The following is a 24,863-nucleotide window of genomic DNA, read 5'->3' on the forward strand; positions in this document are numbered from 1 at the left end:
CGGCGTGCTCCGCTGGCTTCGTGCAGGCCCAACCAAAACGCTACCTATTCTTTTTCTGAATCAGCAATTTTCTGTCACAATCTTGGTCTGGCTTTCGACTTCTCATTGGCAGCGCGATTCGCGAGCTGCAAAAAAAATTTGACCGAAGGCGTTCTACGAGGAGAAATTCGCTTGACCATTGAAACAACGACCGAGCTGGTGCTTGCGGCTTCGACGGGGGACCGTGCCGCCTTTGAAAGGTTGGTACACCGACACGCTGCCGTTGTCACCGGGGTGGCGTACAGCGTTTGTGGAGATTTCTCGCTCAGTGAGGACATCGGCCAGGAAACGTTCGTCGAGGCTTGGAAAAATCTGAGCTCGATCCAAGAACCAGAAAAATTTCCCGGCTGGATCTGCACCGTGGCGCGACGTCGGGCAATCGACGCCGTCCGGGCCGCGAAGGCCACTCGCGAAGATGGTTCGCTGGACAGCCTGCCCACTGAATTCCATGACCCCAGGCAGCCAACACCGGAGGCGATGATGTCTCAAGATCAAGAACGCGAATTGGTGTGGTCCCTGCTCGCTCGGCTGCCTGAAGCTTATCGCGAGCCGATGGTATTGTTCTATCGCTGCGAAGAATCGACTCGCGAGGTAGCGATCGCTTTGGGCGAGAACGAATCGACCATTCGCCAACGACTCAAGCGAGGTCGCGAGATGGTGCGTGCGGATGTGTCAGAAACGATTCGCCAAACGTTGTGCGAAACGGCGCCCAAGGCGGCGTTCGCTGCACTGGTGATGGCGACTCTGCCATCGAAGACTTATGCGGCGGGTGCCATGGCAACGGCGGCGGCGACTGGAAAGGCGAGCGGTGGTGCCGCGACCGCAACCTCGGCTCTTGCAGGCTCGGTTTTGGGACCGCTGATTGGACTTGCAGGCGGAGCTTTCGGTACCTGGATGAGCTGGAAGAATTGTGAGTACGAGCGTCAACAAAAGTTCATCGTGCGACAGACATTGCTATTCGTTGCCGGATTGGTCGTCTTTCTTTTGTTGCTTGGCCTGCTGGTAATGGCGAGGACGCGGGGCTTCGTCGAGTCCAACACACGGTTCGGCATGCTATTGATTGGATTGTTAGTCCTGACTCAAGCCATCAACTGCGTCTGGATCTGGAGGGGAGTTCGCGGCTACAAGCGAATCGCAGATCAGGCGAAGGCAGACGGTGAACCGGTCCGCGAGTCCGTGCGGCTACAGCGAGAGGCCGTTCGACTGCAGACTCAAGTGACCGCCGATGACGGACGGGTTACTCACAAAGCGTTCCGCTGGAATGCTGGAGGATGGTTCGGTAGCGGCCTCGGTGCGAGCGTTTGGATGCTGCCTCTCGCCTTTGCTGCGGTTTGGTTCGGTTCGACAATGTTCGCGTCGCTTATGGTGGCATGCTATCTGGCAGTCGTTGTCTTGGTCGTTGCCCTGTGGCGTCGTCGTCAAGTCGTTCATGCCTACACTGCTTTGCAGACATTGATTGCTTGGATTGGCTTCCAGACGATCCTCGTGCTGGGGGGAATTCAGTTTCTTGCCAACCCACGGACGCGAGAGTTTGCTCAGTGGACGCCCTGGTCCTGGTTGGTCTTGCTCATGTTTCCGGTGATTGCACTGCAGCTTTGGTGGACGAGAAAATCATTTCAACGCCATATGCAGGGATCTGAGCGAGCAATTCTTGTCACTGGCGACTGCAGTGACGATTCGTAGAAGAGGAACGCACCTTCGATTCGCGATCCCAGATTCGATGTTTCTTCGCAGCGGAGACGAACACTTCAAAATCGTTGCCGGTGAAATCCACGACACCCTCTTCGCCGTCCGTTTCGACCGACGCTTTGTCGAACATCGGCGTGGACATCAAGCCGGTACCCATACCGAGACGCTCCTTGCTTGGCATCGGAATTCGGCTTCGCCGTTCTCATCCGTGACAATAGCGTCGGCGACATGCCCGGTGGCATCGACGTAGGATTGGTTTTGCAAACCCACTTTCATGCGTTTTGTCCCCGCCTCGCCGTTGGTGATCAAAACTGCTAGGCCGCCGGGGTGTTCTTCGTCACCAGTGCGCGTCCAGCCGACCGTGTTGGGATGATCGAAATAGTCGAACTGCTCTCCAAAGCCGCGTTCCTTGCGGACGCTTAAGAAGACGTCGATGAGAAACTGGTGACTCGCCATTTCAATCTCATACTCGTTGCCGTCGCGGCCCACATCTTTGTAGGAAGCGCCGTAGTAATCGGGATAAAAAATACAAGGATAGCCGTCACGACGGAGGAGAATCAACGAATAGGCGATTGGCTTGAACCAGGCTTCGACAACCGATTCGAGTGCCTGCAAAGGTTGCGTGTCATGATTGGCGACCAGCGTGACCGCCAACGCTGGTTCATTTTTGACCAGCGTGCCATCGAAGATCTGCGTCAGGTCGTAATCAGAGCCCGACTTGCTGGCGTCGGAAAAGTTCCGGTGCAGCGGTGCATCGAACAATGCCACGTTGCCACCGGTGGCTCCGATGAAGTGGTGAAGTGCTTCGACGTCGTAAGACCAATACTCGCCTACCGCGAACACGGGCGATTGCGAGTACTCGCGGACATGGTGCAGCCACTGCGGGAAGAAACCGGCCTCCACATGCTTCACCGCGTCAAAGCGAACTCCGTCCAACCCAACGGTGTCGTGATACCACTCGCCCCAACGTTTGATCTCAGCCTGCACTTCCGGATGCTTGACGTCGACATCGCAGCCCATCAGGTAATCGAATGAACCCTTCTCCATGTCAACTTCTTGATCGAACTCCTTGCCGTCGAATAGAAAGACGACGCCTTCTGCTGATTCATGACCATCGAAGTCGACTGCGGTGAAGTGTTGCCACCGCCATTGAAAGTCAGAGTACGTTCCGGCCCTGCCGGGAAAAGAGAAATGCGTATGTGACTTGATTACACGAGGTTCACCGGCTCGTTCGTTTCGATTGTCGTCGTGATACGGCGTCGCAAGAATCTCCTCCTCATGATCGCCACCGATACGGTGGTTCAACACGACGTCGGTGTAAATCTGGATGCCCGCCGACCGCGCCTTCTGTGTAGCCTCGATCAATTCCTCGCGAGTGCCGTATTTTGTCCGCACCGATCCTTTCTGATCAAACTCGCCCAGATCATACATGTCGTAAACGGCGTACCCGACGTCCTTCACCCCGCCGTTGCCCTTGTAGGTCGGCGGCAACCACAGGGCGGTGATGCCTTTGCCCGCCAATTCCTCGCTCCGTTCCCCCAGTTCTCGCCAAAGCGAACCATCATCAGGCGAATACCAGTGGAAGAACTGCATCAAAACGCCATTTACATTTCCCATCAAACGATTCCCTCTGTGTTTTCAAAACTGTCTGCTCGCAAGCCGCGGGGGTCGTACCCAGGCATCGTCCTGCGTCGTTGGTTGTTGAAAGCACATGGCGGACCGAAATCGGCCAACGAAGCAACCCACTCAATTGACACGTCACTTCAGGGCCTCAGTGGGTAAAGGAGTCGCATTGCGACTAACACTTTGGCACAGCCTTTGCCTTTGTGTTGGCTAAATAATTTTGTCGACTCGCAGATACGCAAAGAACTAACGTGACGAAGGACCCCGAGGGCAGAAGGTCAAGTGGAATTGGGGAAACGGCTTGCCGATTCACTGCGGGGGCAAGTTGCTTTCGTTTAACAGCCAGCCGAAGGCGTACTCGAAGTGCGGAAGGTACGCCTCCGGCTAACTGTTAAACAGTTCAACCGACACGCCGGGAAACGGTCACTGGCGCGGCGAAGTGCAATCCGTTTTCACCAAGAAAGTGCCCCGGAAAATCGACGGCAGCGAAGTTACGCGTGACGGCAGCGAAGAAATTCCGGCTTATTACTTGAAAGTCGATGAGAGCAACAACGTTTTGAAGTAGCACAGCGAACTTTCCAAGGACAAATGACCGTTGAAGTTGAACCAACATCCGACGCAGACACGTCAGATTCGGTTATCTCCAGTCGAGTGTGCAATTACAAGTTCATAATTGTTAACAGCGGGCGGAACGACCTATTACATTCGCAAAACCGACGACATCATCCACGTCGATCGTTGGCCTTTCTCATCAAAGCAGTTTGATGCGAGTGTGGAATTCACGCTTCTTCGCCAAGTGATCGTCGACGACGATGCGGAACTCAAAACCGCCTTGAACGATGGGATTGTCGAACGTCACTCTTTCCAGCTGCGAGCTGACGTCAAACCAAACGGCGAATGAACGCACGCGAATTGGCGGAGCCGTGTGCACTAATCCACAGGACCAATGATGGCTCAGGCAACCGCGCTTCAACAGTCTGGACGCTGTGCTGCAAATGCAACTCGGCGTTTACACAGTTGGCTAGCGAATGGCTGTCGTTGGACGCGGCTCGTCTAAGTGCCAGCCCAAAAGCCTTGGGTGCTCGATTTGCCGCTCGTCGTGCAACCACGAACTTATGACCGGCAAGGCCAGATCGGAACGACACACCATCCAAACGCGGAATCGCTTCCGCGTACAATCCGAGGCAGAACGCCGTCGTCGATGTTCGATCAAACAACGGGTCCGCGACGGCCCATTACCAAGCCGATAACGAACAAGACGAGGAAAACGACGAAACAAATCTTCGCGATGGTCGCCGCGGTACCAGCGATCACGCCAAAGCCCAAGACGCCAGCAATCAACGCGATGACCAAAAAGGTAAGTGCCCAACTCAACATGATATTCTCCAAGAGGTGAAAGGTAATTAGCCGGTTCGATGGGAATCATCTCTCGGCGGAAACACTACAATTGCGATTGCCATGCCAATTGAGCTCAAGCAGATCATTTTCTTTCGCAGACGGGTGAAAATTGCACCTAGGCAGGGATGGGGGCGATTGATCATGTCTGCCAACCGGCCAGCGTGGACGCTCAGCATCCATGCTCGCGCGGTGCAGCGTTCTTTGACTCAAGCAAGTCATTGACTCAGCGGTGGGTGCTTGGTTGATGTGATGTCGGCGGGGTGCTCGACGTAAATCTTTTCGCCGCAACTTGGACATCCCACCGCTCGATCATCTACCGGTTCGCCACACTTAGGACAAGGAACTTGATTCAACGGAGCGTCGTCTTTGCAATTCATAAAAGCCTTATCGTGTAAAAGTGGAACCCGATCCCGCAGACGAGACGGCTTTGATGCAGTCTCGGATCCGGAATCGGGAATAAAAGCGAATGTCGTTGTGTCAATTCAAACCGTTTGCTTGGCGTGCTTGCCCTCGGCAAACTCTTCGATCGCCTTCGCACAGAACGCTGGGATGTCGTCTGGGTTGCGGCTGGTCACCAGACCGTTGTCGCAAACGCATTCCTCGTCAGTCCACGTTGCACCCGCGTTGGTCAAGTCGGTTTTAAGACTCGGCCATGATGTCACCTTTCGATCGCGGACGACGTCGGCTTCGATTAACACCCACGGCCCGTGACAGATCGCGGCGACCGGCTTGTGTTGCTTGAAAAAATCGCGGACGAAACTGACCGATGTTTCGCACGTTCGCAGTGCATCGGGGTTGCCCAGCCCGCCGGGCAAGACCAACCCATCAAAGTCTTCGGCCGATGCATCGGCAACATCCAGGTCGACCGGAAAGCGGTCACCCTTGTCGAAATGGTTCATGCCTTGAATCTTATCAGTCTTTGGAGAGATCAATTTGACGTCCGCGCCCGCCTCCTTGATCGCTGCCCACGGCTTGGTCAGTTCCACTTGCTCGAAGCCATCGGTTGCCAAGAAGGCGATTCGTTTTCCATCAAGATTTTTCGTGTTCATCGTTTTGTCCGTGGTTGAGGTAATGAAAGTGTCGTGGATCAATGGCGACGCAGATAACGTGCCACCACCTTTCTATCTGCGACATCGGCGTGGCACGGCGTGTGCTTCGTTGCGTCTGCTTCCTCAGAACCATTCGCATGTACCAGAAGGCAAGATTGATGAGTACCACCACAGAAGCTGTCCAGTTGATCGATCCACGCCAAGCGTATGCAAGGCCGCCGTTCTCCAAGCAACAGCCAATTGAGATGCCGGGAACGACCGGCGAAATGAACCCAACACCGGACCACGGTGAGGAAACGTATCGTGGCAGTGGTAAGCTGAAAGGCTTGTCCGCATTGATAACGGGAGCGGACAGTGGCATCGGCCGGGCGATCGCGATTTGCTATGCACGTGAAGGCGCCGACGTGGTGATCAACTATCTTTCCGAGAGCGAGGACGCTCGGGAAACGTGCGCGTTGGTCGAGCAAGCTGGATCGAAGGCGATCACCATCGAGGGTGATTTGCGGGAAGAATCGGTTTGCGAATCGTTGATCAAGAAGACCGTTGATGGCTTGGGCAAAATCGACATCTTGGTTAACAACGCCGCGTATCAAGAAACCCGTGAGACGATTGACGATATGTCGACTGAACTGTTCGACCGCATCTTCAAGACAAATGTCTATGCAACTTTTTGGCTCTGTCGTGCTGCATTGGATCATTTGCCGCCGGGAGGCAGCATCATCAACACGGTCTCGATTCAAGGATACAACCCGTCGCCACAACTGCTGCCGTATGCAACGTCGAAGTCAGCACTCCTAGGGATGACCAAAGCGTTGGCGAAATTGGCGATGGAGAAAGGGATTCGCGTCAATGCGGTCGCTCCGGGACCAGTCTGGACGCCGCTGATCCCCGGTTCGATGCCAAAGGCCGCGTTTGAAAAGTTTGGTGAGGGGACGTTGTTCGAGCGGCCAGCTCAACCCATCGAACTCGCACCGCTCTACGTGTGGCTCGCCAGTCCCGAAGCGAGCTACGTCACGGCCGAGGTCTTCGGTGCAACCGGCGGTAAGTCACCGGTTTGATCCGTTGCGGCACACCCTTTGCGATTATCAATCATCATTGAAAGGGTTCGCACTCGCAGCCCTAATCTTCACGACTTAGGAGACCTCCACGATGAAACGTTTCACACACAGCCTTGCCGTTTGTTCAATCGCCGCCTTCAGCTTTAACGCGTTGTCTTCGGTAAGTGCCGATGAGCACGAGGTCGGCCGCACTTCCGGATCCGCAGTTGGAACTTTGGACGATGTGACGGCGGTTGGTCAGATTCGTGCCAGCCAATTGATCGGACAGAATATCTACAACAAAGCGGAAGAAAGCATCGGTGAAATCAACGACGTGGTGATGGACGCATCGACAGGCAAGATTGCGTACGTCGCGGTTTCCTACGGCGGCATGTTTGGATTGGGAGATTCACTATTCGCAGTCCCATTCAAAGCGTTCAAATGCACGAAGGAACAAGACGGCGACGATTACCACCTGTGCCTCGATGTGACCAAGCAACAGCTTGAGAATGCCAAGGGTTTCAACCAAGACCGCTGGCCAAGTGCTGCAGACAAGCAGTTCATGGCCGGACTGAATAAAATGTACAATGTCAAAGGCAATGCCCATTCTCACTCGGGCGTTCATAGCGACATTGAGCAGTAATCTCAAATTTGAGACGGTGCTAAAATAATTGGCTGCCCCGTGTGATCACGGGGCAGCTTTTTTTCGTCCGTCTCGCGGTTGTATTTGCCGAATCGGCCAAGCTTCTTTGGAAACAGCTTCAAGAGTACTAAGTTTAGGTCACTCTAAATGCAGAGCATTCCTTGAAAACGTACCTGTGCCAGTGCGGTAGCAAACTGTTTTTTCATAATGATCGCTGTCTCAACTGCGGCGCATCGGTGGCGATGTGCCCGAGTTGCGATGAATTGACCGCCTTGGACGCCGGTTCGACTTATGGCGTGCAGTGCAATCGAGACTCTTGCACGACTACCTATTTACGATGCAAGAATGGGGTAGACCACGGTATCTGCAATCGTTTGGTTCCAACTGACCCATCGGGGGCTTCGCAGCTTTGCGACTACTGCCGGCTGACAACGGTTCTGCCGGATTTGACGGTACCCGGCAACATCGAATTGTGGAAACGACTCGAGCGTGCGAAACAGCGGGTGCTGTATGCGATGGAGCGTAGTGGTTTTCCAGTGGAGGGTGGGGCTCCTCGGCTATCTTTTGAGTTCAAAGCAGACACGAACTTGCCGGTCATGACTGGCCACGAGGACGGTCGAATTACTGTCAACATTCGCGAGGCCGACAGCGTCGCCCGCGAAATTGCTCGTGTGAATTTCGGTGAACCCCAACGAACCTTGGTTGGCCATCTTCGGCACGAACTTGGACATTACTTTTGGGATCGACTGGTCCGCGGTCAACGCAATAAAGAGTTCCATGCCCTCTTTGGCGATGAGACAAACCCAGACTATTCGACGGCGATGCAGCGATACTATGACCAAGGGGCACCCTCGAACTGGCGGACGGAATTTGTATCCGCCTATGCGTCGATGCACCCCTGGGAAGATTTCGCCGAGACCTTTGGAGCTTATCACGATATGCTCACCGTCCTCGCCACCGCCAACCACTTTGGCGTGACAAACTTGGAACTTGATACGTTTGATGGCCTCATTCGCGGTTACGCAAGAGTTGGGGTGATGGCGAACGAATTCAATCGTGACATGGGATTGTTGGACTTGGTACCGGAGGTGTTTGTGCCCGCCGTGGTCCCAAAATTGCAGTTTGTTCACTCGCTACGCGTTGACCTCGTGTGAGAATGGCTGACATCCTTGTGACCGTCAGCCGAGGGCGTGCGTTGCAAGCCTTGCGTACGCCTTCGGCTAACGGTTAAACGATTAGATTGCCTAAAGTCGTTCACTCAATAGCCCACACTCATTCATTCTCTATCGAGGAGCTTTAGCGGTGACAGACTCGTTGAACAAATCACCCCAGGCGCCCGAATCACTCATGCACGAGTGGATCATTGCTGGGATAGTTTCGGCGTCCGCACGATTTATACCGATACCATTCGTCGACGATTTGGTCCGAGATCGGTGCAAGCGATTCGTGATCTCGCGTACGCTCGCCAAACACGATACCGACCAGTCGATGAAATCTCTCGAGCCACTTTACTCTGGCGATGGCGGCTGTCTAACCGGCTGCGTCGGGGTCGTCGCGAAGGCCCCACTGAAGCTACTGCTTTTTCCAATTCGTAAATTAGTGTCAATCGGCACATCAGTACGCGGCGTGCCGCTCGAGGTAATGCGAATGGTCTTGCTTGGTCGAACGCTAGATCGCTGTCTCCGCAGCGGTAGGTTCGACAAACCGGGTACGTCAGCAGCGGACGTGAGGGTCGCATTCGAAGCTGCGTTCGCTGGAATGGACTTGCGAGTCGTCCGAGCGGCGATTAGCGACGCACTTGCCGGAGTGAAAGACTGGCAAGCGAGTGCGACGGCTTCGGCGAAAACGGCGGCACGCCCCATTGTGGATACCGCGAACGACCTCGACGTGCCAGTGGAGCTCGACAAGACCGCTAGTCAGGTTCAGGAAGCACTCTCGCGCCCCGGCGTGTCGAACCTGTTCACCGAGTTCGACGAACGGTTCGATCGCCAATTCGGCTAGCCTTGTGTGCTCGGCGGCATGGGCTGGTCTTGATTTTCGTCCGCCGGACTGGACGCTTCGTAGCGGCTGGCATTAGCGTATGCCTGGTCCAACTGCTTCATCCATCCGCCGATCGCCGCGCCGCGGTGCATCGACGGTTCGGGGCACTGTCGCTTCACTCGCTCTTCGATTTGCGTCGACAACGGTGCCTGGTCTTGAGAGTGACGTTTCCAACCGTTGGTCGATAAATTCTTTACCAAGGCGTCGACTCGTTCAGTGTCCAGTATCTCGCCTGTCGCGAGGGCCTTGCAGTACATGGTGGTCAGGTCCGAAAGGGTCGCTTCGATTTGTGGTGTCATTCAACTTCTGTGGGCTAGGGGGGATGGTTTCAATACGAATGCGTCTCAATCACCGAGAAACCCAAATCACGAATCCGATGACGCCGCACGTTACGGCGAGAACGCCCAGGTAACTTAAAGCAACGATCCCAAAGGACGTGCCAGGAGCTTTCTTGTCGATCGACTCGCTGTTGTCGGTCACAGCGTTCTTCACTTCAGTGACGATGTTGTCTTCGTTGGTCACTTGGAATTCCTTTTAAGTTCGATCCAATGATGCGTACTTGGTCGTCAACGTGACGATTGACGCTCATCGTTTGACATGGATCATCTATTTGAGAGCGATCTAGAGGCGATTCAGTTGGGTAGCAAATTCAATGCCTTTAATCGTTCGATCGCATCATCGCTTGATTCGATTCGGTACATCGGGACTCCTGCATGTTTGGAGCGTCGTATCGACGGCTCAACATGGTCGTCGAACAAACTTGCGATTCCCGGGTCTACATCGCGAATGAAGATGGCTCGGATCTGTTTACCGAACTCCTCGGCCGCGAGCGCATACAATCTCGCGTCCTCCTGACCTGAGTCTCCAAAGAGGACCACAGGCAGGCTTGGGTAGTCGAGCATCAGCGCACGAATCTTCTCGAGTTTGTGATCGTGACCGCTGGAGAGAAACTTATCTTTGTCGATTCCAAGGTCGCGAAGCAGTACCGGCCCATCCGGCAACCCATTGATTTCCAGGAAATCCTCCAGCAGATCGAACAAGTTCCAAGGCGAGCTGGAAACATAAAAGATGGGATTGCGAGGTTCATGCGACAACTCCCCACCTCGCTGCAAACGCTGATACAGATCTGCGACGCCCGGCAGCGGTAGCCTCGCTTTTGCATTCGCAAAGAATGTCAACTTGGCCATCGTTAACAACTCCGTTGCACCGGTATGCATAATCGTGTCATCAATGTCACTAATGACCATGAAATCAGCGAGATTCAACGGCGTGAGAACGCGGGCGAAGGTCATCGAAGCGTCCGGTTCAACATTGGGATGTCCGACAATTCGCACCAACGCTTTTGACCAAAACGGTCGAGGATCGTTCTCATTTGCGTCTGGCACGACTGCATGAAAGTATCCTTCGCGGTCGCTCATACAGCGAACAGATCGCCCATTGAAGGTGACTTCCAATGCAACGTTGGGTACCTCGTCGCTAGCGAATCGCCGGTAGGTGTCGATGAGGTTATCCCACCAATCATCGTTGGCGAAATCGGGTGGCTCCACTGGGTTGTTGAGTACACGACCACGAACGTGCGTGCCAACATCGGTTCGATAGCCCGTGTAAGCCTGAATCTGCGGGATCCCGACGTGTCCCCAGCGTTTACGCAACCGACGCATTGCGATATCCGCTGCATCGTCTGCATGCGAAGCCCACTGAGTGAAAAGAGTGGACAACTGAGATCGCCACGTCGGCTCGGTTTGAGGACTCGACATCGAACGTATTCAACCGTGAGTGAACACCTTAACCCGACACAAACGGAGAGACCACTGTTAGATAGTCGCACCTTTGAAATCGGGCTAAAGAAGAATGAGAAGCATCGCTTTACAAGCGAATTATTCGTCACGAGCTTCCAAGGCGTCGGCCTTATGCTCGCCGGTTGCTTCCAGATTGTCAGCCTTGGTTTCGCCGCGTTCTTCCAAATTATCCGCGGCCGCTTCGCCTTGCTCTTCGATCGCGTCGGCTTTTGCTTCGGCGCTATCGGATGCGTTATCGTAGCGATCGCGAACCATCTCCGCCTTCGCTTGAGTACCCTCACGGATCTCCTCGGCAGCGTTTTGAGTCATGTCTCGAACACCTTCGGCTTGCTCTTGCGAGACATCACGAACGCGATCGGCTTGTTGATCCAGCACACTTTCTTCGCAGCCAGCGACGGCAAAGCAAGTCATCAGGGCAGCGGCCAATGTAAATTTCATCTTCATTTCTCGTAAACTGAGGGAGGTTCTTTCGTTCGCCGCACGACGAACTGCAGAGTGCTGGATGCATTCCGTGTGCCAAACGATGCACGGCTAGCAGAAGTAGACGACAAGCCAGAAGGCGACGGATCCAATGACGGGCTAGTGCCTCGAGAACGACTTGACGTTGCGTTTTTTGATTTAGGGGCGAAGCCCTGTCCGTTTGCCTAGCCCAGCCCATCGGGCTGGGTTTTGGAGAACATTGGAAATGGTAGGGCCAAAGGCCCGGCAGTTTGATCGCCGCAAACGGATGAGAACACAAACGGCCGGACCTTCGGCCCTTAAGGATAAACACGTCGATTACCCAGCCCGTTGGACTGGGCTAGGTAAATTACTAGGCCTTCGGCCTGGAAGAGAAGCAAAATCGCAACCTCAAAACGAACGCGTCGGGTTACCAAGCCAAGTCAATTCGTTTTCGCGGTGCAGTGTCACTTCGCGGTCTCCCGGCCATTGCACACTCAATCACGGCACGTTGATTGCGTGGAGACTCTCCACTCACCTGCACTTCTCTCAAAGGAAACGAAGATGAATACCAACGAAAAATTGATGTCGCTGATTCAGGGCTTTGACACCGTCATGCTTGTGACGCATGACGCTCAAGGAATTGACGCTCGGCCGATGGCGGTTGCAAGGCTGGACGATGACGGATCAATGTGGTTTGCGACCAACCGTGACTCAGGGAAGATCGCATCACTGGATAAAGATTCCAAAGTTGCGATGACGATGCAGAGCGGCCGGAAGTTTGTGACGCTATCGGGGACTGCAAGCGTTCACGAAGATCGACGTTTGATAGATTCGATGTGGACGGAAGTTTGGCGAGTTTGGTTCCCCGACGGCAAGGACGACCCCTCGCTGGTACTTTTGAAAGTCGATCCGAGTTCGGGCGAGTACTGGGACAATTCAGGGTTGGAAGGCATCAAATACTTGTGGCGGGCGGGCAAGGCATACTTGTCCGGTGAGCAAGCGACCGTCGACGAAGACATCAACGCGACGGTAAAGCTTTAAACTCGCCATGAATATGCAACCTAAACGTCAGGTCGTCATTGCGGACGACCTGCGTTCCATACGCGAGCAAGTCACCCAATGGCTCACCGAGCTGGATTTCGATTGTTGTGTTGCGGACACTGGAACCGCCGCGTTGCAGTCGGTTCGCGAGAAAACGCCCGATCTGCTTGTCACCGATATCGACATGCCTGAGTTAAGCGGCCTTCATCTAGTTTATCAAATGCGAACGGACACTGATTCTGCGATTCGCAGAATCCCGGCGATCGTGATGAGCAGTATGGACGACGACAATGTGCAGCACCTCGCGATGCAGGCGGGCGCGAGTGCTTTCGTTGCGAAGCCGCTCGAGAAGGTTTCGTTTCAAGCCGCCGTACGCCGGTCTCTTGACCATCCCGTGGACTTCGACGTCGCTTCTCCGCAATCCTGGACTTATTGCCAGTCCAATGAAGTGAAACCGAAGTCAAAGACATCGCCGCGTTTGCAGCGCATCATCCGGACAGACTTTGGTTGAGGAATTGTTGCTTAAACGATTCCTGATGTCTCGTTTAACCGGACATGGTTGCCGAGGCTGGCACGCCGGCCTCGTCCTTCTCAAGCCAGTCTTTCACATATAGTTCTTTGACCCAAAGCATGGCAACGGCGAATAGTGGTGTGGCAAAGACGACACCCCAAAAACCTAGCAACAATCCGACGATCACTTGCGAAAGAATAACCATCGCAGGCGGCAAGTTGACTTGCTGTTTCTGAACGATCGGCGTCAGCAGATAGCTCTCGGCAAATTGAACGACCGCGTACAGCGCCAGCACGCTCCAGACATTCGACGCCCCTTCACCCGATGCGAGCAACATCGCGGGCACCACCGCCGCGATTCCGCCAATCGTTGGGACGAAGGTCACCAAGCCAGCGAACAGTCCCAGTTGAAATGCCATCGGCACGTCCAAGAACCACAACCCGACTCCGAACGCGACGCCCACCGCCGTCATCGAAACAACTTGACCGAGCATCCAATGCCAAAGCGTGGTGGACGATTGTTTCAGCATCTCGCGAAATCGTTCTCGCCAGGCAACGGGAACCAATCGTATCAGCGGTTTGTGGTAGGCGGCAGGTGAGACCGCGAAATAGACGGTAAGAACCAACAAGATCAGTACGTCGGTCGCAATCCCAAACGTCGACGAGAAGAAAGTTTGGGCGACGCCCATCGACGAATCGGAACTTGGCAGCAGCGAACTCAGGCCCACATCGCTTTCCTTAGCCCGCTTCCATAGAGGGTTCGACTTGGCCGCTTCGCGAACACGCGAAACCGAATCATTCAACTGCGTGGAAAGCGAGTCAACTTGATCCGCAATTGAACCTGCAAAACCAAAAACCGCGGCGATCAACAACATCACCAGCAGCAGTAGCACGACACCGACCATTCCTGAGCGGCTCCAACGAAGCGGAACCCAGGACAACAGCTTCGATGCAATGCGATTGAGAACCACCGCAAACAGGATTGCTCCGAAAATCAGGATCAAAACGTGTCGAGCGACGATCGTCAGGGCAAGTGCAGCAAAAACGAGAAGGATGCAAAGGGCGATGGTCAACGTTGAGGAAACCAAGTAATCGGCCCGGCTGCGTTCATCACTCATCGAGTCGTTCACGTCGACACCGGATCGACCACAGCGCGAACTTCCGCGAGCAGCTCGCGTATTTCGCGTTCGCACTTCGACCATGACTGGGCGCATTCCGCTTGGTCGTCCGCCTTGGCTGCCGTGATGATTTGTTGAATCGTTAAGAGACAACCGCCGACATCAAATGTGCTGAGCAGCCCCTTCAGTTTGTGCGCAGTCGAAGCCGCTTGAGAGAGCTGGGCCTCTTCGATCTGCTGTTGCAACTCCGCCATCACCACTGGTGCGTCGTCCAGCACCATCGCTCCCATCGCGATTAGCAAATCTTCGTCGCCTGCGAGTCGTTGCAGCGCCTCCGCGAAACGAATTCTTTGCTCTTCAGTCACTGTATTCTCCGATGATGATGAAATATCAAGGTGGTGAAAGCCACCGGTTAAGGGAGTCGGAACCTGCGGTTAGCGCCGTTGGCTCACTGCTCCGGACAGATACCTAAACGTCGCCCTGCATCGAGACGCCGCTTTCGAGCACAATCCCGTAACTATTAATTCTGTCGCGCAGCTTGCCTCGGGTAATCCCCAGCGCCTCCGCGGCTTGGCTTTGGTTGCCCTCGGTCGCTTTCAATACTTCCACAAGCACATAGCGTTCCATGTACTCCATCGACTCGGCATAAATGTTACTCGACTTTTCCGCGAGCAACCGTTTCACCAAGGCGGGCAATCCCGCTCCGTTTTCTGGCGAGTTACTGGGTTTGGCGGATGTATCGACATTGTTTGGATCGAGTCGCTGGATCTCCTTCGGTAAAACGTCTGAGAAAATCACTGACATCGACGCATCCAGCACGCAGCGACGGATGACGGCGCGTAATTGGCGAACGTTCCCGGGCCAATCGTAGGCCGTCAGTAATTCAAGAGTGTCTGGCGCGAGTCCCTCGAGTGCAGGTTTCTTCAGTTCCACCTTCGCCTGTCGGAGAAAATGCTGAATCAGCAATTTTACATCATCCTTACGATCACGCAGTGGTGGCAATTCGATCGTGACACCATTGAGACGATACAACAAGTCTTCGCGGTAGTCGCCGTCTTCTACCATCTGTTCGAGCGGTCGATTGGTCGCCGCGATGATTCGCACATCGGTCGTCAACTCATTATTGCCGCCAACACGCTCGAATCGTTGATCCTGCAACACACGCAGCACCTTCGCCTGAACCGACGGAGCCATATCGCCGATCTCGTCCAGGAACAGGGTCCCGCCGTTGCACTGTTCAAACTTGCCGATTCGACGCGACTCCGCGCCCGTGAAAGCGCCCTTCTCGTGGCCAAACAGTTCACTTTCCAGCAAGTTGTCAGGCAGTGCCGCACAGTTGACGGCTAAGAACGGACCTTCATACCGATGGCTGTATTGGAACAACGCACGAGCCACCAATTCCTTGCCAGTGCCGCTCTCGCCGCGTATCAGAATCGGCACGTCTTGCTTGCTAACCCGGCCGATGTCCTTGAACACGTCCAGCATCGCTTTGCTGCGACCGATGAACAGCTCACTCGAATCAGACGGTTTTCCTTCGTCGGCAGACAGCGCGACCGGAACCGAGGTCAGCTTGCGTTGCTCGATGGCTTTATCGACCAAGTCGCGAAGTGGATCGACGGCGAGAGGTTTGGCGAGATAGTCAAACGCCCCCAACTGCATCGCTTCGATAGCCGTGTTGCTGGCGGCCTCAATCGTCATAAAGATCACGGGCAACTTGCTGTCGATTTCTCGAATCTCGCAATAAGCCGCCAAGCCGCTACGGTCCGGTAGTTGAATGTCCAACAGCACGGCGTCGAACGAACCTTTTTTTAAAGCGTCCAATCCGGCTTGGGCTGTTTCCACCGTGACCACGTCGGCGATCGGCGACAGAGCCTTCTGGGCGAGCAACAAGATGGTGCGGTCATCGTCGACGACTAAAACAGATGGCATTCGGGGCTCCTCGGACAACGTCGATCCGCGAACGGACGTCTTGGGTTGATCATTTGAACTTCGCATTGAGCGAACGGAATTTGTTTTCACGAACATCTTACTATTCGTCGTCGGTTCCGGTGGAGGGTACACAGGCGGCAGGACAATCGTCCACTGCCACGGCGAGGATCTGGGCGGACCGTTGCCGTGGCAGTGGTTGTGGACCAGTCAAGCAGATCGCGTGCCGTCCAAACAGCCACAAGGCCGTCATTCCGAAATTCAAAGCTTCTTAAACCTAAAGAAATTTTGAAACCAAGCTCGGGTGACTGATCGCCGATCACACCGGTCGCTTAGCTATCAGCATGGACCGGCGCATCACGCTCACGCCATCGCATCCTGCATCCGCTGGACCCGAGCCGTGATCAGATCATTCAATTCAGCGTTATCCGAAATCTCGATCACTCGCTTTAGCGTCTCGATGTAGTGGTTTGCCGCATTTGCATCCTCAGCGGCATACGGGAAAACCTGATCCAACATCGAGACCGCGAATTGTTCCAGCGTCACTTCCGTCGTGATGATCTTAGGAATTCCTTGGTTGTCGACTCGATGATCGCTAGGCAATTGCCTTCGACTCAGTTCAACCAATCCGACGCTCAAGTGATCCATGCACTGCATCGCTGTGAACGGGTCATTCACGCCCGGCGATAACGCGCGCATGGCGACTTCCACGAACTGGTCCAGCACAAAAAACACGTCCTGCGTCGGATTACGACTCACACCGAATGCGAATGCGGCTCGAACTCGATCATCGTCCGCGTCGTCCCACTCGCCATCACCGTCCACTTCCGCGATCAGTTCTCCGACACGAACAAAGTCACCTGGACGCCGCCGCAGTCTCAAAACACGGCCTGAATCCGACGCGACCGCCATCAGGCTGTGCTCATCGACGCCCTGCAAATAGCCGTGAGCGGAAGAGGCAATCTTGTGGCTCACCTGAAAATCGTACGCCGGTGCTCGGGTTTCTGCGGCGTCGCCAATCGTCGCCGGGTACAACTCATCGAATTTCGATAACATCTGCGTGTTCATCCGCTGCAGCACATTGGAGATATGAATGCTTTCGGGAATGTGATGGATGAAATAGATCAGCTCGGCGACACTCGCCAGCGTCAGCAGCAACGCAAGGAACAGCGACAACTGAGGCACGAATGCGTCGACGCTTTCCGAGCTACCACGAATCACTCGTAGCACTAGCAAACAGTAAATGAACGTCGCCACGAACGTTCCCAGCGTGATCTGATTGCCGCGATCCCGCATGAAGTTGTCCAACAACCGCGGCCCGAAATGTGATGTCGCGTGCGAGACCGCCAAGATGGTCAACGAAAACGTCGTTCCCGCCACGGTGATCATGGAACCGGCAACCGTCGCCAGCAACGCCCGAGCACCGTCGGGTTGATTCAAAGACGCCCACCACGACTCCGCCATCCAGTCACTGCCGTAGGCTCGGTCAAGCTGAATGGCTCCTTGCGAGAGCAACACCGCGGCGAGCACCATCAGGGACGGAATGAACCAATAGCTGCCGCTAATGGAATACGTCAGTTGTTGAAGGTAGGCACGCATGGAGTTGTTTCAAGAACGTTAGTTGGATTTTACCGGCGAGGTTCTATTTTGAATCCTCGAATTCGGCTGTTGAAGTTGCGCATTTGGTCTAGGGGCGAAGCCCTGTTCGTTTGCCTAGCCCAGTCCACCGGACTGGGGGTTCGGAAAACAACGGGAATGGTAGGGCCAACGACCCGACAGTTTGAACGCCCCAAAATCGACGAGAACGCAAATAGTCGGACCTTCGGCCCTTATGAACAAACACACCGACTTCCCAGCCCGTCGGGCTGGGCTAGGTGAATTGCTGGGCCTTCGGCCCGGAAAGAGAACAAAAACGCAACAAATAGTTCGGCGTCGATTCAATCATCAACGAATTCAATCCTGGGAGAATATCAACGCCGAATACGGGCTGATCGTGACTTCAGCTGAATGCGATTGTCCATCGTACCCGTGTTCGACCGCCTCGATATCGGCAACGTGCTCGGATCCGAACTCACGATTGTAGTCAGGCGAATCGCTATTGAAACGCAATACCCAACGTCCGCCGCACGGTACTCCCACGCAATAGTTCGAGAACGTGTTGGCCGAAAAATTCGCCACCACCAAGGTCTCGTCAGCTACGCCGCCATCATACCACCTTCTAAAGGCAACGATCTTATCAGCATGATTGACGTGACAGACCTCGACATGCTGACCGATTAACCCGCGAGTGCAACCGTCACGGTTGAGCCGCAGGCGAATCAAGTCGGCGTACAATCGCACGATTCCCTTGAACGACTTGGCGTTCTCCCAATCGAGTTCTTCCGTATCCTGGAACCAGCCGTCTTGCAAAAGCTCTTGCCCCTGGAACAACATCGGGATACCAGGAGCCGTCATCGCGATCGCTACACCTAACGTCGAACGCTTCTTCGCGAAATAGTTGTCGGGATCCGCTTCGTCGATCTCACTGGGAACACGCGATTTACCGTTGGCAACCTCGTCATGTGACTCGGTATAGATCACTCGTTGAAATGCATCGCCGTTGTAACGGTGCAGGATCGCATCAACAACTTTCTGCATGTCGCGGCCAGCGTCGTCGGGCTGCGTGATGACATCGCGAATGGGGTGGACGAACTTCGCGTCCCACTGCGTCGAGAACCCCGCGCCCCCCTCTTGATCAGATTTCGTTAGATAGTGTTCGTTCTGCAAATCCTCGGCGATCGTAATGGCCGATGGAAACGCTGCGTGAACTTCGCGGTTGACCCATTGGGTTAGCCCCCAGCCTTCCGGAATCTCGTTGGACGGATCGTGATCAATCGAGCGAATGTACAATGTCATGTCGTAACGCAGCCCGTCGACGTGATAGTCCTCCAGCCACATCATCGCGTTGTCACGAATGAACGACCGCACTTCGCCGCGCCCGTAGTCTGGCCGTGTGTCGCCCCATGGCGTCGAACTGCGATGGTCGTTGTAAAAATAGATGCCGCCCTTGTCGTTCTCTGACCAGCCATCGAACTGCCATAAGTCCAAGTCTGATGGCCCGAAGTGGTTGTAGACAACGTCCAGGATAACCGCGAACCCGTGACGATGTGCTTCTTTCACAAATCGCTTGAACGCCAGTGGTCCACCGTAGGCGCTCTCGATCGCAAAGACGTGAGCGGGGTTGTAGCCCCATGAAAGGTCACCAGCAAATTCTGCAATCGGCATGATCTGCAGTGCGTTGACGCCAAGACCCTTCAAGTGTTTGAACTTCTTTTGCAGCGAGTCGAGATCACCGACTTCCTGTCCATCGCGAAAGAAGGTTCCAACGTGCATTTCGTAGATCACCAGCTCGTTCCAAGCCGGCATTTCAAAATCATCACCGTCCCAGTCAAAATGCGGATCATGAACCACACCGTTGCCAACCGAATTGGTCACCTCACGCACGCGGGGATCCACTCGCCGAAAAGTATTCTCACCGTTGGTGATTTCATATTTGTATTCGTCACCGGCCTTCACGCCCTCCATTTCGAGGAACCAGTTCCCACCCTCCTCCGGTTCCATCGGCGCCTTCGTTCCGTCCCAATCGTTGAACGATCCGACGACCGAAACCGCATCGGCGTTCGGAGCCCAAACGCGAAACGCGACGCCACGCTGCGTATGGATAGGCCCCATGCCCATCGCACGAGTGTCTGACTTCGCGACACGACCACATTGTTCAACAACAGCATCATTCATTTGGTTTATCCCGGCGGTGAAGATCGGCATGGTTCGAACGTGACGCAAGCCACATCACCAAGCCGGTGTAAAGCGACCCAAGCACTTGGATCGGAAAGAACAAAACTCGACCAATCATTTCGCATCCTCGAAAAACACTTTGAGACCGCCCGAGAGATCCGTTGACCAAAAACTAAAACCCCGGTGGTCAAATTTCTGCCGGTTCGCTCGATCTGCGACCATTTTCTCACGCGATTTCCGCCAAAGGATGCCTTGATTGACGTTTGACTCCGATCGCAAACGTTATGCCATTCCCTCGCTGAATTGCGACGCAAAAGCTGGACGAGGAAACTCGAATCAGAGATGTGGTCAGGTGAGGTTGGACATCGCTTTTCATTCACGTCGCCAGCTTCTAGAAGAAGTCAGGCGATCGGTCACATTGCCCAACGGTTCAACGACCGTGAAACCTTGTTGATTGGGGAAACGAATGCGCGGAATTTGCGCCGCTGGATCAACGAACGGGGTAGGTAACCTGAGACAAGGCCGTCAAGACGCTTACTGACCTTTTGCAATTTCTTGGTTCAGTCTTCGTCGCTCCAACCGTTTTCGGGACGGGCAATCAGCGGAGGTGGGCCAAATTCGCATTTGGAATTGCGGATCCAAAAACTTTCACAAAGTTTTGCTTTTTTCCACGCAGATTTCCTGCGAAGTCAGCAAATCCCGATGCCAAAAAACTGAGGACGCGATTAAGACCGCGTTTTGCGTGGTTTGACGATCGCTCACGACCGCACGAACATCAAGCGACTAGGCGTTCGGCGTTGAATCGAGTTCATGACGTCGGTTGTCGGCCGAATCGCCAACCAGTTCATGCCACGGCATTTTGATCGTGTTTTGTCGGGACAAATCGACTTCACGGCAGACGCTCCGACGTCGCGAATCAAGTCGGGAAATTTTGGTTGACAAGCCGCCTTCGATTCGCATAATCCACAACGCTCGACCACCGAGCCACTCAGCTAACCATCCAGCGACCGGCCGAGCCAACGAGCTCTTCGCCCGCCTGCGAATCATCGCGGTGAGCTTCTTTTGAATCTGCCATGCGAGTCCGCCTGGACTACGACTTCGCAGATTTCGGTCCCTCTTTTTCTGGGCTTCGCTCGTCGCCCCTTGCCGGGCCACCGCTGCGAAGCCTTTCTACATGCTGCAAGGAAAGCTATGTCACAGCCTCCGTTGTTGTTGACCGTCGGCGAGATCGCTCGGCGATTGGACACCAAGGTCCACCGTATCGAATACATCATTCGCTCGAGAAATATTGAAGCGACCGGCTGGGCCGGCCACGCCCGCGTGTTCTCCGAAGCTAACTTCGATCACATCGCCTGCGAACTGAGTCGCATGGATGCGGATCGCCAACCTTCCACTCGCTCCAACGGTTGAGGAACAATCGAATGACGAAACAAACCCACGCCACAGCCGCAAATCCGATTCGGGATGCGGCATATCGGTACATCGACGCAGGGTATCGCGTGCTGCCGGCCAATGCACGACGCAAGTTCCCAACACTCAAGTCTTACAAGCAGTATCGCAACAAACCGCCATCGGAAAAACAAAACGAAAGGTGGTTCTTATCAGCCAACGCGGTCTGCATCCTGACGGGCGAGGTGTCGGGCAGTTTGGAAGTGCTCGATTTCGATCAAGGCGGCCGCGCGTTCGACGCTTGGTGCGATTTGGTGGAAGAACATGACCCACGTTTGTTACAGCGTTTGGTGGTGCAGAAATCCCGGTCTGGCGGCCGGCATGTGTTCTTCCGAAACGAGTTGATTACTCCAAAGAGCAACGTTCATGCTCGAACGGTGACGCCTGACGTCAAAGACAAGACCGTTTTGATTGAAACGCTTGGCGAGGGCAGCTTGGTGATGTGCGATCCGTCTCCGGGCTACGTCGTCCTGCAAGGCGACCTGACCAATCTCCCTGTGATGTCCATCGACGAGCGGGCGATCTTGGTCGACGCAGCGGCTGCGTTCAATGAAGTCAATTCTTCCGTCGAAAATGCACCGACTACGAAAACTACCAGCGATGGAACCCAGCCCGGTGACGATTTCAGCGAGCGTGGTGATGTTGCCACGATCCTGACCAAGCATGGTTGGCGATTGCTGCACGATGGCAACAACCAGCAATGGTGTAGGCCGGGAAAAGCGACCGGTTGCAGCGCGACGTTAAAGGACGGCGTGTTCTACGTGTTCAGTTCCAACGCTTCGCCGTTTGAGCCGAACAAGTCGTATTCGCGGTTTGCCGTCTACGCGTTTCTGGAACACGGTGGCGACTTCTCCGCAGCGACCCGGCAGCTTGCCAGTGAAGGTTACGGGAAAGCAGAGGACAACGACGTCAACCTGTCGAGCTTTCTCGACGGGCTATCCGGTGAGACCAAAGCGAAACCACCGGCCGAACCGGAGCTTCCCGACCCCGGTCCGGTTCCCGAATCGCTGCTGCAAGTCCCAGGCTTCATCAGCAATGTCATGTCGCACTGCCTCGACACGGCTCCGTACCCAAACGCGACTCTCGCATTCGCCGGCGCGATCGCGTTGCTCGCCACTTTGGCCGGCCGCAAGGTACGCGATCCCGGCGATAACCGAACCAACCTCTACTTGCTGGGTCTGGCTCATTCCGCAGCGGGCAAAGATTGGCCACGAAAGTTGAACGTACAGATTTTGCACCAAGTCGGTTTGGCAGACTGCATCGGTGAACGATTCGCATCAGGCGAAGGGATTCAGGATGCGTTGCATTTAACACCTTCAATGTTATTTCAAACGGATGAGGTCGACGGCATGTTGCAGTCGATCAAGAAGTCCAATGACGCGCGTTACGAGAACGTGCTATCAACGCTGCTGACGATGTACTCATCCGCGAACACGGTCTATCCGATGCGTCGTAAGGCTGGCAAAAAATCACCGGGAACGATTGACCAACCTTCGCTGGTGGTGTTCGGCACCGCGATTCCCAACCACTACTACGCAGCACTTTCCGAGCGAATGCTGACCAACGGATTCTTCGCTCGCATGATGATTCTGGAATGCGGCCAACGGGGTGAGGGCCAAGAACCTAAGATCGCCGAAGTGCCTAATGCGATCATCGACGTGGCAAAGTGGTGGGCGGACTACCAACCCGGCGGCGGCAACCTTGGGACATGGCATCCACGACCGAGAATTGTGCCACACGATGATGCCGCCAAAGGGATCCTTATCGAAGCAAGACTGCACGCCGAGCGTGAGTACGCCAAGGCGGAGCGCAAGAACGATTCGGTGGGCACAACGGTTTGGGGCCGTGTCAACGAACAGACTCGCAAGCTGGCGTTGTTGTACGCGATCAGTGTGAACCACGAATCGCCGCTGATTGACGAACCGGCGGTGAAGTGGGCCATGACATTGGTCGATCACTTGACCCAGAGAATGTTGTTCATGGCTTCGTCACACGTCGCCGAGAGCCCGTTTGCAACCGATTGCTTAAAGGTGTTCGCCAAAATTCGCAAAGAGGACAACCTGAAGATCGGTCATAGCAAGTTGCTCAAGGCGATGGCGATGGAGGCGGTGCTCTTCAAAAAGCTGATTGCAACTCTGGTGGAACGCGGTGACATCATCGCCGAGCAAGAAACGACCGCCGGACGAACTGGAACGCTGTACCGATTGAACCGCGTCCAGCAAGACTGAGTCGGAAAGAACGTTGGTTTCGGAAAGAAGTCCGTCAGCGATTGACCGCGGATCGTCGGAAAGAAGCCGAAAGAACGGAAAGAAGTCAGAAAGAAGATTGATTGAAAAACAACATAAATAACACACTTCTCTCTCTTCTTTCCCTCTTTCGTGTGCCCCTCCCCTCACACCGATTTCTGGGTGTTTGAGCGTGCGTGTGTGACATGCCTCGGAAAGAAGAAAGAAGTCCTTCCGCCGGTTGCTTTTGCCAGGCTACCGACAGTGGCCACGAAGACAGGAATCGAACGGGTCCTCCCGGCGGATCTTTTTCATGTCAGGGCCCCCGAATCAGCGGCACTAGTACCTACAGTTTATTTTCTGGAACAGGTTGTCCGACTTTTGAGAAAGCCAATGAAACGAAACCACTTTGAACTTGCGTCGCAACTCGTCGCTGAAATCGAGGTCTTCGGTGATCTTGAGATTGCCACGTTTGGAATTCCAACGAGTTGGTTGACCGGAATGCGGCGACATGGCATTCCATTCACGCCGACGCAGTGGGCCGATCCACATGACGCCAGAAAAAAGATGCGTTTGATCCGCGCTAGCCAACAGCTCTTTGATCTTGGCCACTTGCATCGTCTGACGCGGTCACGAAACGATCGCACCAGCCATATTCTTCCGGCCCACGAGTTTCTGATTGAGACCGTTCAGAAGCTTGGTGCCGAGGTCCACCGCCCCTCGTTTTACAACGGGCTGCGCAAGACCGATTGGGGGCGCGGCATGATCGCTGACATTCAATCGCGGCTGAACGAAAAACGCATCGACACTGCCAACACGAACGAACGAAATCGCTGAAGTAATCCTCCACCAAACCACTGATCCATCAATTGAACCAACGACCCGCCCATGGAAGATCTATGCCAACGCCGATGACCATCGGTGCCCTCAAGCCCCCGAGTTTGGATGCTCACGAAAGTCGAATCATCATCGCCCTCACCCCAGTCTCGCCAGCTCCAGATCGCCACCTGTTTGGCCGACGCGATCATCAACCTGCGAGCGTTGTCGCGAGTCTCCCGGCCA

Annotated in this window: 27 protein-coding genes; 13 read left to right on the forward strand and 14 right to left on the reverse strand. The window is 54.7% G+C overall.

Annotation, left to right across the window (positions count from 1 at the left end; all coding sequences use genetic code 11):
* Positions 1-171 precede the first annotated feature (171 nt).
* A complete protein-coding gene (locus tag Pla100_RS07070; protein WP_197167752.1) occupies positions 172-1,722 on the forward strand; it encodes an RNA polymerase sigma factor in 1,551 nt (516 codons plus the stop codon).
* Here the strand turns inward: Pla100_RS07070 and Pla100_RS30410 are convergent.
* Both Pla100_RS30410 and Pla100_RS07075 read right to left on the reverse strand, forming a co-directional pair.
* Positions 1,694-1,870, reverse strand: a complete 177-nt coding sequence (locus Pla100_RS30410) for a hypothetical protein (RefSeq protein ID WP_197167753.1) — start codon at positions 1,868-1,870, stop codon at positions 1,694-1,696. The two genes, Pla100_RS07070 and Pla100_RS30410, sit on opposite strands and share 29 nt — an antisense overlap.
* Positions 1,870-3,345, reverse strand: a complete 1,476-nt coding sequence (locus Pla100_RS07075; protein ID WP_146576969.1) for an alpha-amylase — start codon at positions 3,343-3,345, stop codon at positions 1,870-1,872. Before Pla100_RS07075 ends, Pla100_RS30410 begins: the two co-directional genes overlap by 1 nt.
* Before the next feature lie 394 nt (positions 3,346-3,739).
* Between Pla100_RS07075 and Pla100_RS07080 the strand changes: the two genes are divergently transcribed.
* The gene (locus tag Pla100_RS07080) at positions 3,740-3,916 is read left to right on the forward strand and encodes an HVA1 family protein (protein ID WP_146576970.1); all 177 of its coding nucleotides are present in this window, start codon (positions 3,740-3,742) and stop codon (positions 3,914-3,916) included.
* 108 nt (positions 3,917-4,024) lie between these two features.
* The gene (locus Pla100_RS07085) at positions 4,025-4,252 is read left to right on the forward strand and encodes a hypothetical protein (protein ID WP_146576971.1); all 228 of its coding nucleotides are present in this window, start codon (positions 4,025-4,027) and stop codon (positions 4,250-4,252) included.
* Positions 4,253-4,560: 308 nt separating this feature from the next.
* Here the strand turns inward: Pla100_RS07085 and Pla100_RS07090 are convergent, their stop codons facing one another.
* The 3 genes from Pla100_RS07090 to Pla100_RS07100 form a co-directional block, all read right to left on the reverse strand.
* Positions 4,561-4,728 (reverse strand): DUF1328 domain-containing protein, encoded by a 168-nt coding sequence (locus Pla100_RS07090; protein ID WP_146576972.1) that lies wholly within the window; start codon positions 4,726-4,728, stop codon positions 4,561-4,563.
* A 236-nt stretch (positions 4,729-4,964) separates the two neighbouring features.
* Complete coding sequence (locus tag Pla100_RS07095; protein WP_146576973.1) at positions 4,965-5,126, reverse strand: zinc ribbon domain-containing protein; 162 nt, start codon at positions 5,124-5,126, stop codon at positions 4,965-4,967.
* A 105-nt stretch (positions 5,127-5,231) separates the two neighbouring features.
* The gene (locus Pla100_RS07100; protein ID WP_146576974.1) at positions 5,232-5,798 is read right to left on the reverse strand and encodes a type 1 glutamine amidotransferase domain-containing protein; all 567 of its coding nucleotides are present in this window, start codon (positions 5,796-5,798) and stop codon (positions 5,232-5,234) included.
* Positions 5,799-5,956: 158 nt separating this feature from the next.
* Between Pla100_RS07100 and Pla100_RS07105 the strand changes: the two genes are divergently transcribed.
* From Pla100_RS07105 to Pla100_RS07120, 4 genes are all read left to right on the forward strand, one after another.
* Positions 5,957-6,856 (forward strand): SDR family oxidoreductase, encoded by a 900-nt coding sequence (locus tag Pla100_RS07105; protein ID WP_146576975.1) that lies wholly within the window; start codon positions 5,957-5,959, stop codon positions 6,854-6,856.
* A gap of 91 nt (positions 6,857-6,947) precedes the next feature.
* On the forward strand, positions 6,948-7,478 hold the full coding sequence (locus Pla100_RS07110) for a PRC-barrel domain-containing protein (protein WP_146576976.1): 531 nt from the start codon (positions 6,948-6,950) through the stop codon (positions 7,476-7,478).
* A gap of 161 nt (positions 7,479-7,639) precedes the next feature.
* The gene (locus Pla100_RS07115; protein WP_146576977.1) at positions 7,640-8,632 is read left to right on the forward strand and encodes a zinc-binding metallopeptidase family protein; all 993 of its coding nucleotides are present in this window, start codon (positions 7,640-7,642) and stop codon (positions 8,630-8,632) included.
* 292 nt (positions 8,633-8,924) lie between these two features.
* The gene (locus tag Pla100_RS07120; protein WP_231602797.1) at positions 8,925-9,479 is read left to right on the forward strand and encodes a hypothetical protein; all 555 of its coding nucleotides are present in this window, start codon (positions 8,925-8,927) and stop codon (positions 9,477-9,479) included.
* Here the strand turns inward: Pla100_RS07120 and Pla100_RS07125 are convergent.
* From Pla100_RS07125 to Pla100_RS07135, 4 genes are all read right to left on the reverse strand, one after another.
* Entirely contained in the window at positions 9,476-9,817 is a 342-nt protein-coding gene (locus Pla100_RS07125; protein WP_146576979.1) for a hypothetical protein, read from the reverse strand. The two genes, Pla100_RS07120 and Pla100_RS07125, sit on opposite strands and share 4 nt — an antisense overlap.
* A 49-nt stretch (positions 9,818-9,866) precedes the next feature.
* Positions 9,867-10,040, reverse strand: coding sequence for a hypothetical protein (locus tag Pla100_RS30415; RefSeq protein ID WP_197167755.1), 174 nt, complete (start codon positions 10,038-10,040; stop codon positions 9,867-9,869).
* Positions 10,041-10,150: 110 nt separating this feature from the next.
* Positions 10,151-11,275, reverse strand: coding sequence for an App1 family protein (locus tag Pla100_RS07130; protein ID WP_146576980.1), 1,125 nt, complete (start codon positions 11,273-11,275; stop codon positions 10,151-10,153).
* Positions 11,276-11,395: 120 nt separating this feature from the next.
* Positions 11,396-11,755 (reverse strand): hypothetical protein, encoded by a 360-nt coding sequence (locus Pla100_RS07135; protein ID WP_146576981.1) that lies wholly within the window; start codon positions 11,753-11,755, stop codon positions 11,396-11,398.
* A gap of 564 nt (positions 11,756-12,319) precedes the next feature.
* On the opposite strand from Pla100_RS07135, the gene Pla100_RS07140 reads away from it, so the two are divergent.
* Positions 12,320-12,799 carry a pyridoxamine 5'-phosphate oxidase family protein gene (locus Pla100_RS07140; protein ID WP_146576982.1) on the forward strand — a complete coding sequence of 160 codons (480 nt, stop codon included), beginning with the start codon at positions 12,320-12,322 and terminating at the stop codon, positions 12,797-12,799.
* 7 nt (positions 12,800-12,806) lie between these two features.
* Entirely contained in the window at positions 12,807-13,310 is a 504-nt protein-coding gene (locus tag Pla100_RS07145) for a response regulator (protein WP_146576983.1), read from the forward strand.
* A 34-nt stretch (positions 13,311-13,344) separates the two neighbouring features.
* Here Pla100_RS07145 and Pla100_RS07150 read toward each other — a convergent pair whose 3' ends face one another.
* The 5 genes from Pla100_RS07150 to Pla100_RS07170 form a co-directional block, all read right to left on the reverse strand.
* Positions 13,345-14,427: an AI-2E family transporter gene (locus Pla100_RS07150; protein WP_146576984.1), complete on the reverse strand. Its 1,083-nt coding sequence runs from the start codon at positions 14,425-14,427 to the stop codon at positions 13,345-13,347.
* A gap of 8 nt (positions 14,428-14,435) precedes the next feature.
* On the reverse strand, positions 14,436-14,792 hold the full coding sequence (locus tag Pla100_RS07155) for an Hpt domain-containing protein (RefSeq protein WP_146576985.1): 357 nt from the start codon (positions 14,790-14,792) through the stop codon (positions 14,436-14,438).
* A gap of 103 nt (positions 14,793-14,895) precedes the next feature.
* Positions 14,896-16,356 carry a sigma-54-dependent transcriptional regulator gene (locus Pla100_RS07160; RefSeq protein WP_146576986.1) on the reverse strand — a complete coding sequence of 487 codons (1,461 nt, stop codon included), beginning with the start codon at positions 16,354-16,356 and terminating at the stop codon, positions 14,896-14,898.
* Between the two features lie 360 nt (positions 16,357-16,716).
* Complete coding sequence (locus Pla100_RS07165) at positions 16,717-17,952, reverse strand: DUF2254 domain-containing protein (protein ID WP_146576987.1); 1,236 nt, start codon at positions 17,950-17,952, stop codon at positions 16,717-16,719.
* Between the two features lie 354 nt (positions 17,953-18,306).
* Entirely contained in the window at positions 18,307-20,127 is a 1,821-nt protein-coding gene (locus tag Pla100_RS07170) for an alpha-amylase family glycosyl hydrolase (RefSeq protein WP_390620568.1), read from the reverse strand.
* Positions 20,128-20,937: 810 nt separating this feature from the next.
* Here Pla100_RS07170 and Pla100_RS32155 point away from each other — a divergent pair.
* From Pla100_RS32155 to Pla100_RS07185, 4 genes are all read left to right on the forward strand, one after another.
* The gene (locus Pla100_RS32155; protein WP_261344779.1) at positions 20,938-21,066 is read left to right on the forward strand and encodes a hypothetical protein; all 129 of its coding nucleotides are present in this window, start codon (positions 20,938-20,940) and stop codon (positions 21,064-21,066) included.
* A gap of 252 nt (positions 21,067-21,318) precedes the next feature.
* Positions 21,319-21,537: a hypothetical protein gene (locus tag Pla100_RS07175; protein ID WP_146576988.1), complete on the forward strand. Its 219-nt coding sequence runs from the start codon at positions 21,319-21,321 to the stop codon at positions 21,535-21,537.
* 11 nt (positions 21,538-21,548) lie between these two features.
* Positions 21,549-23,804, forward strand: a complete 2,256-nt coding sequence (locus Pla100_RS07180; protein WP_146576989.1) for a bifunctional DNA primase/polymerase — start codon at positions 21,549-21,551, stop codon at positions 23,802-23,804.
* Between the two features lie 390 nt (positions 23,805-24,194).
* The gene (locus Pla100_RS07185) at positions 24,195-24,638 is read left to right on the forward strand and encodes a hypothetical protein (protein ID WP_146576990.1); all 444 of its coding nucleotides are present in this window, start codon (positions 24,195-24,197) and stop codon (positions 24,636-24,638) included.
* Positions 24,639-24,863: the final 225 nt, after the last annotated feature.

Source organism: Neorhodopirellula pilleata (genome assembly GCF_007859915.1).
In the GTDB taxonomy this organism is placed as follows: Bacteria; Planctomycetota; Planctomycetia; order Pirellulales; family Pirellulaceae; genus Rhodopirellula; species Rhodopirellula pilleata.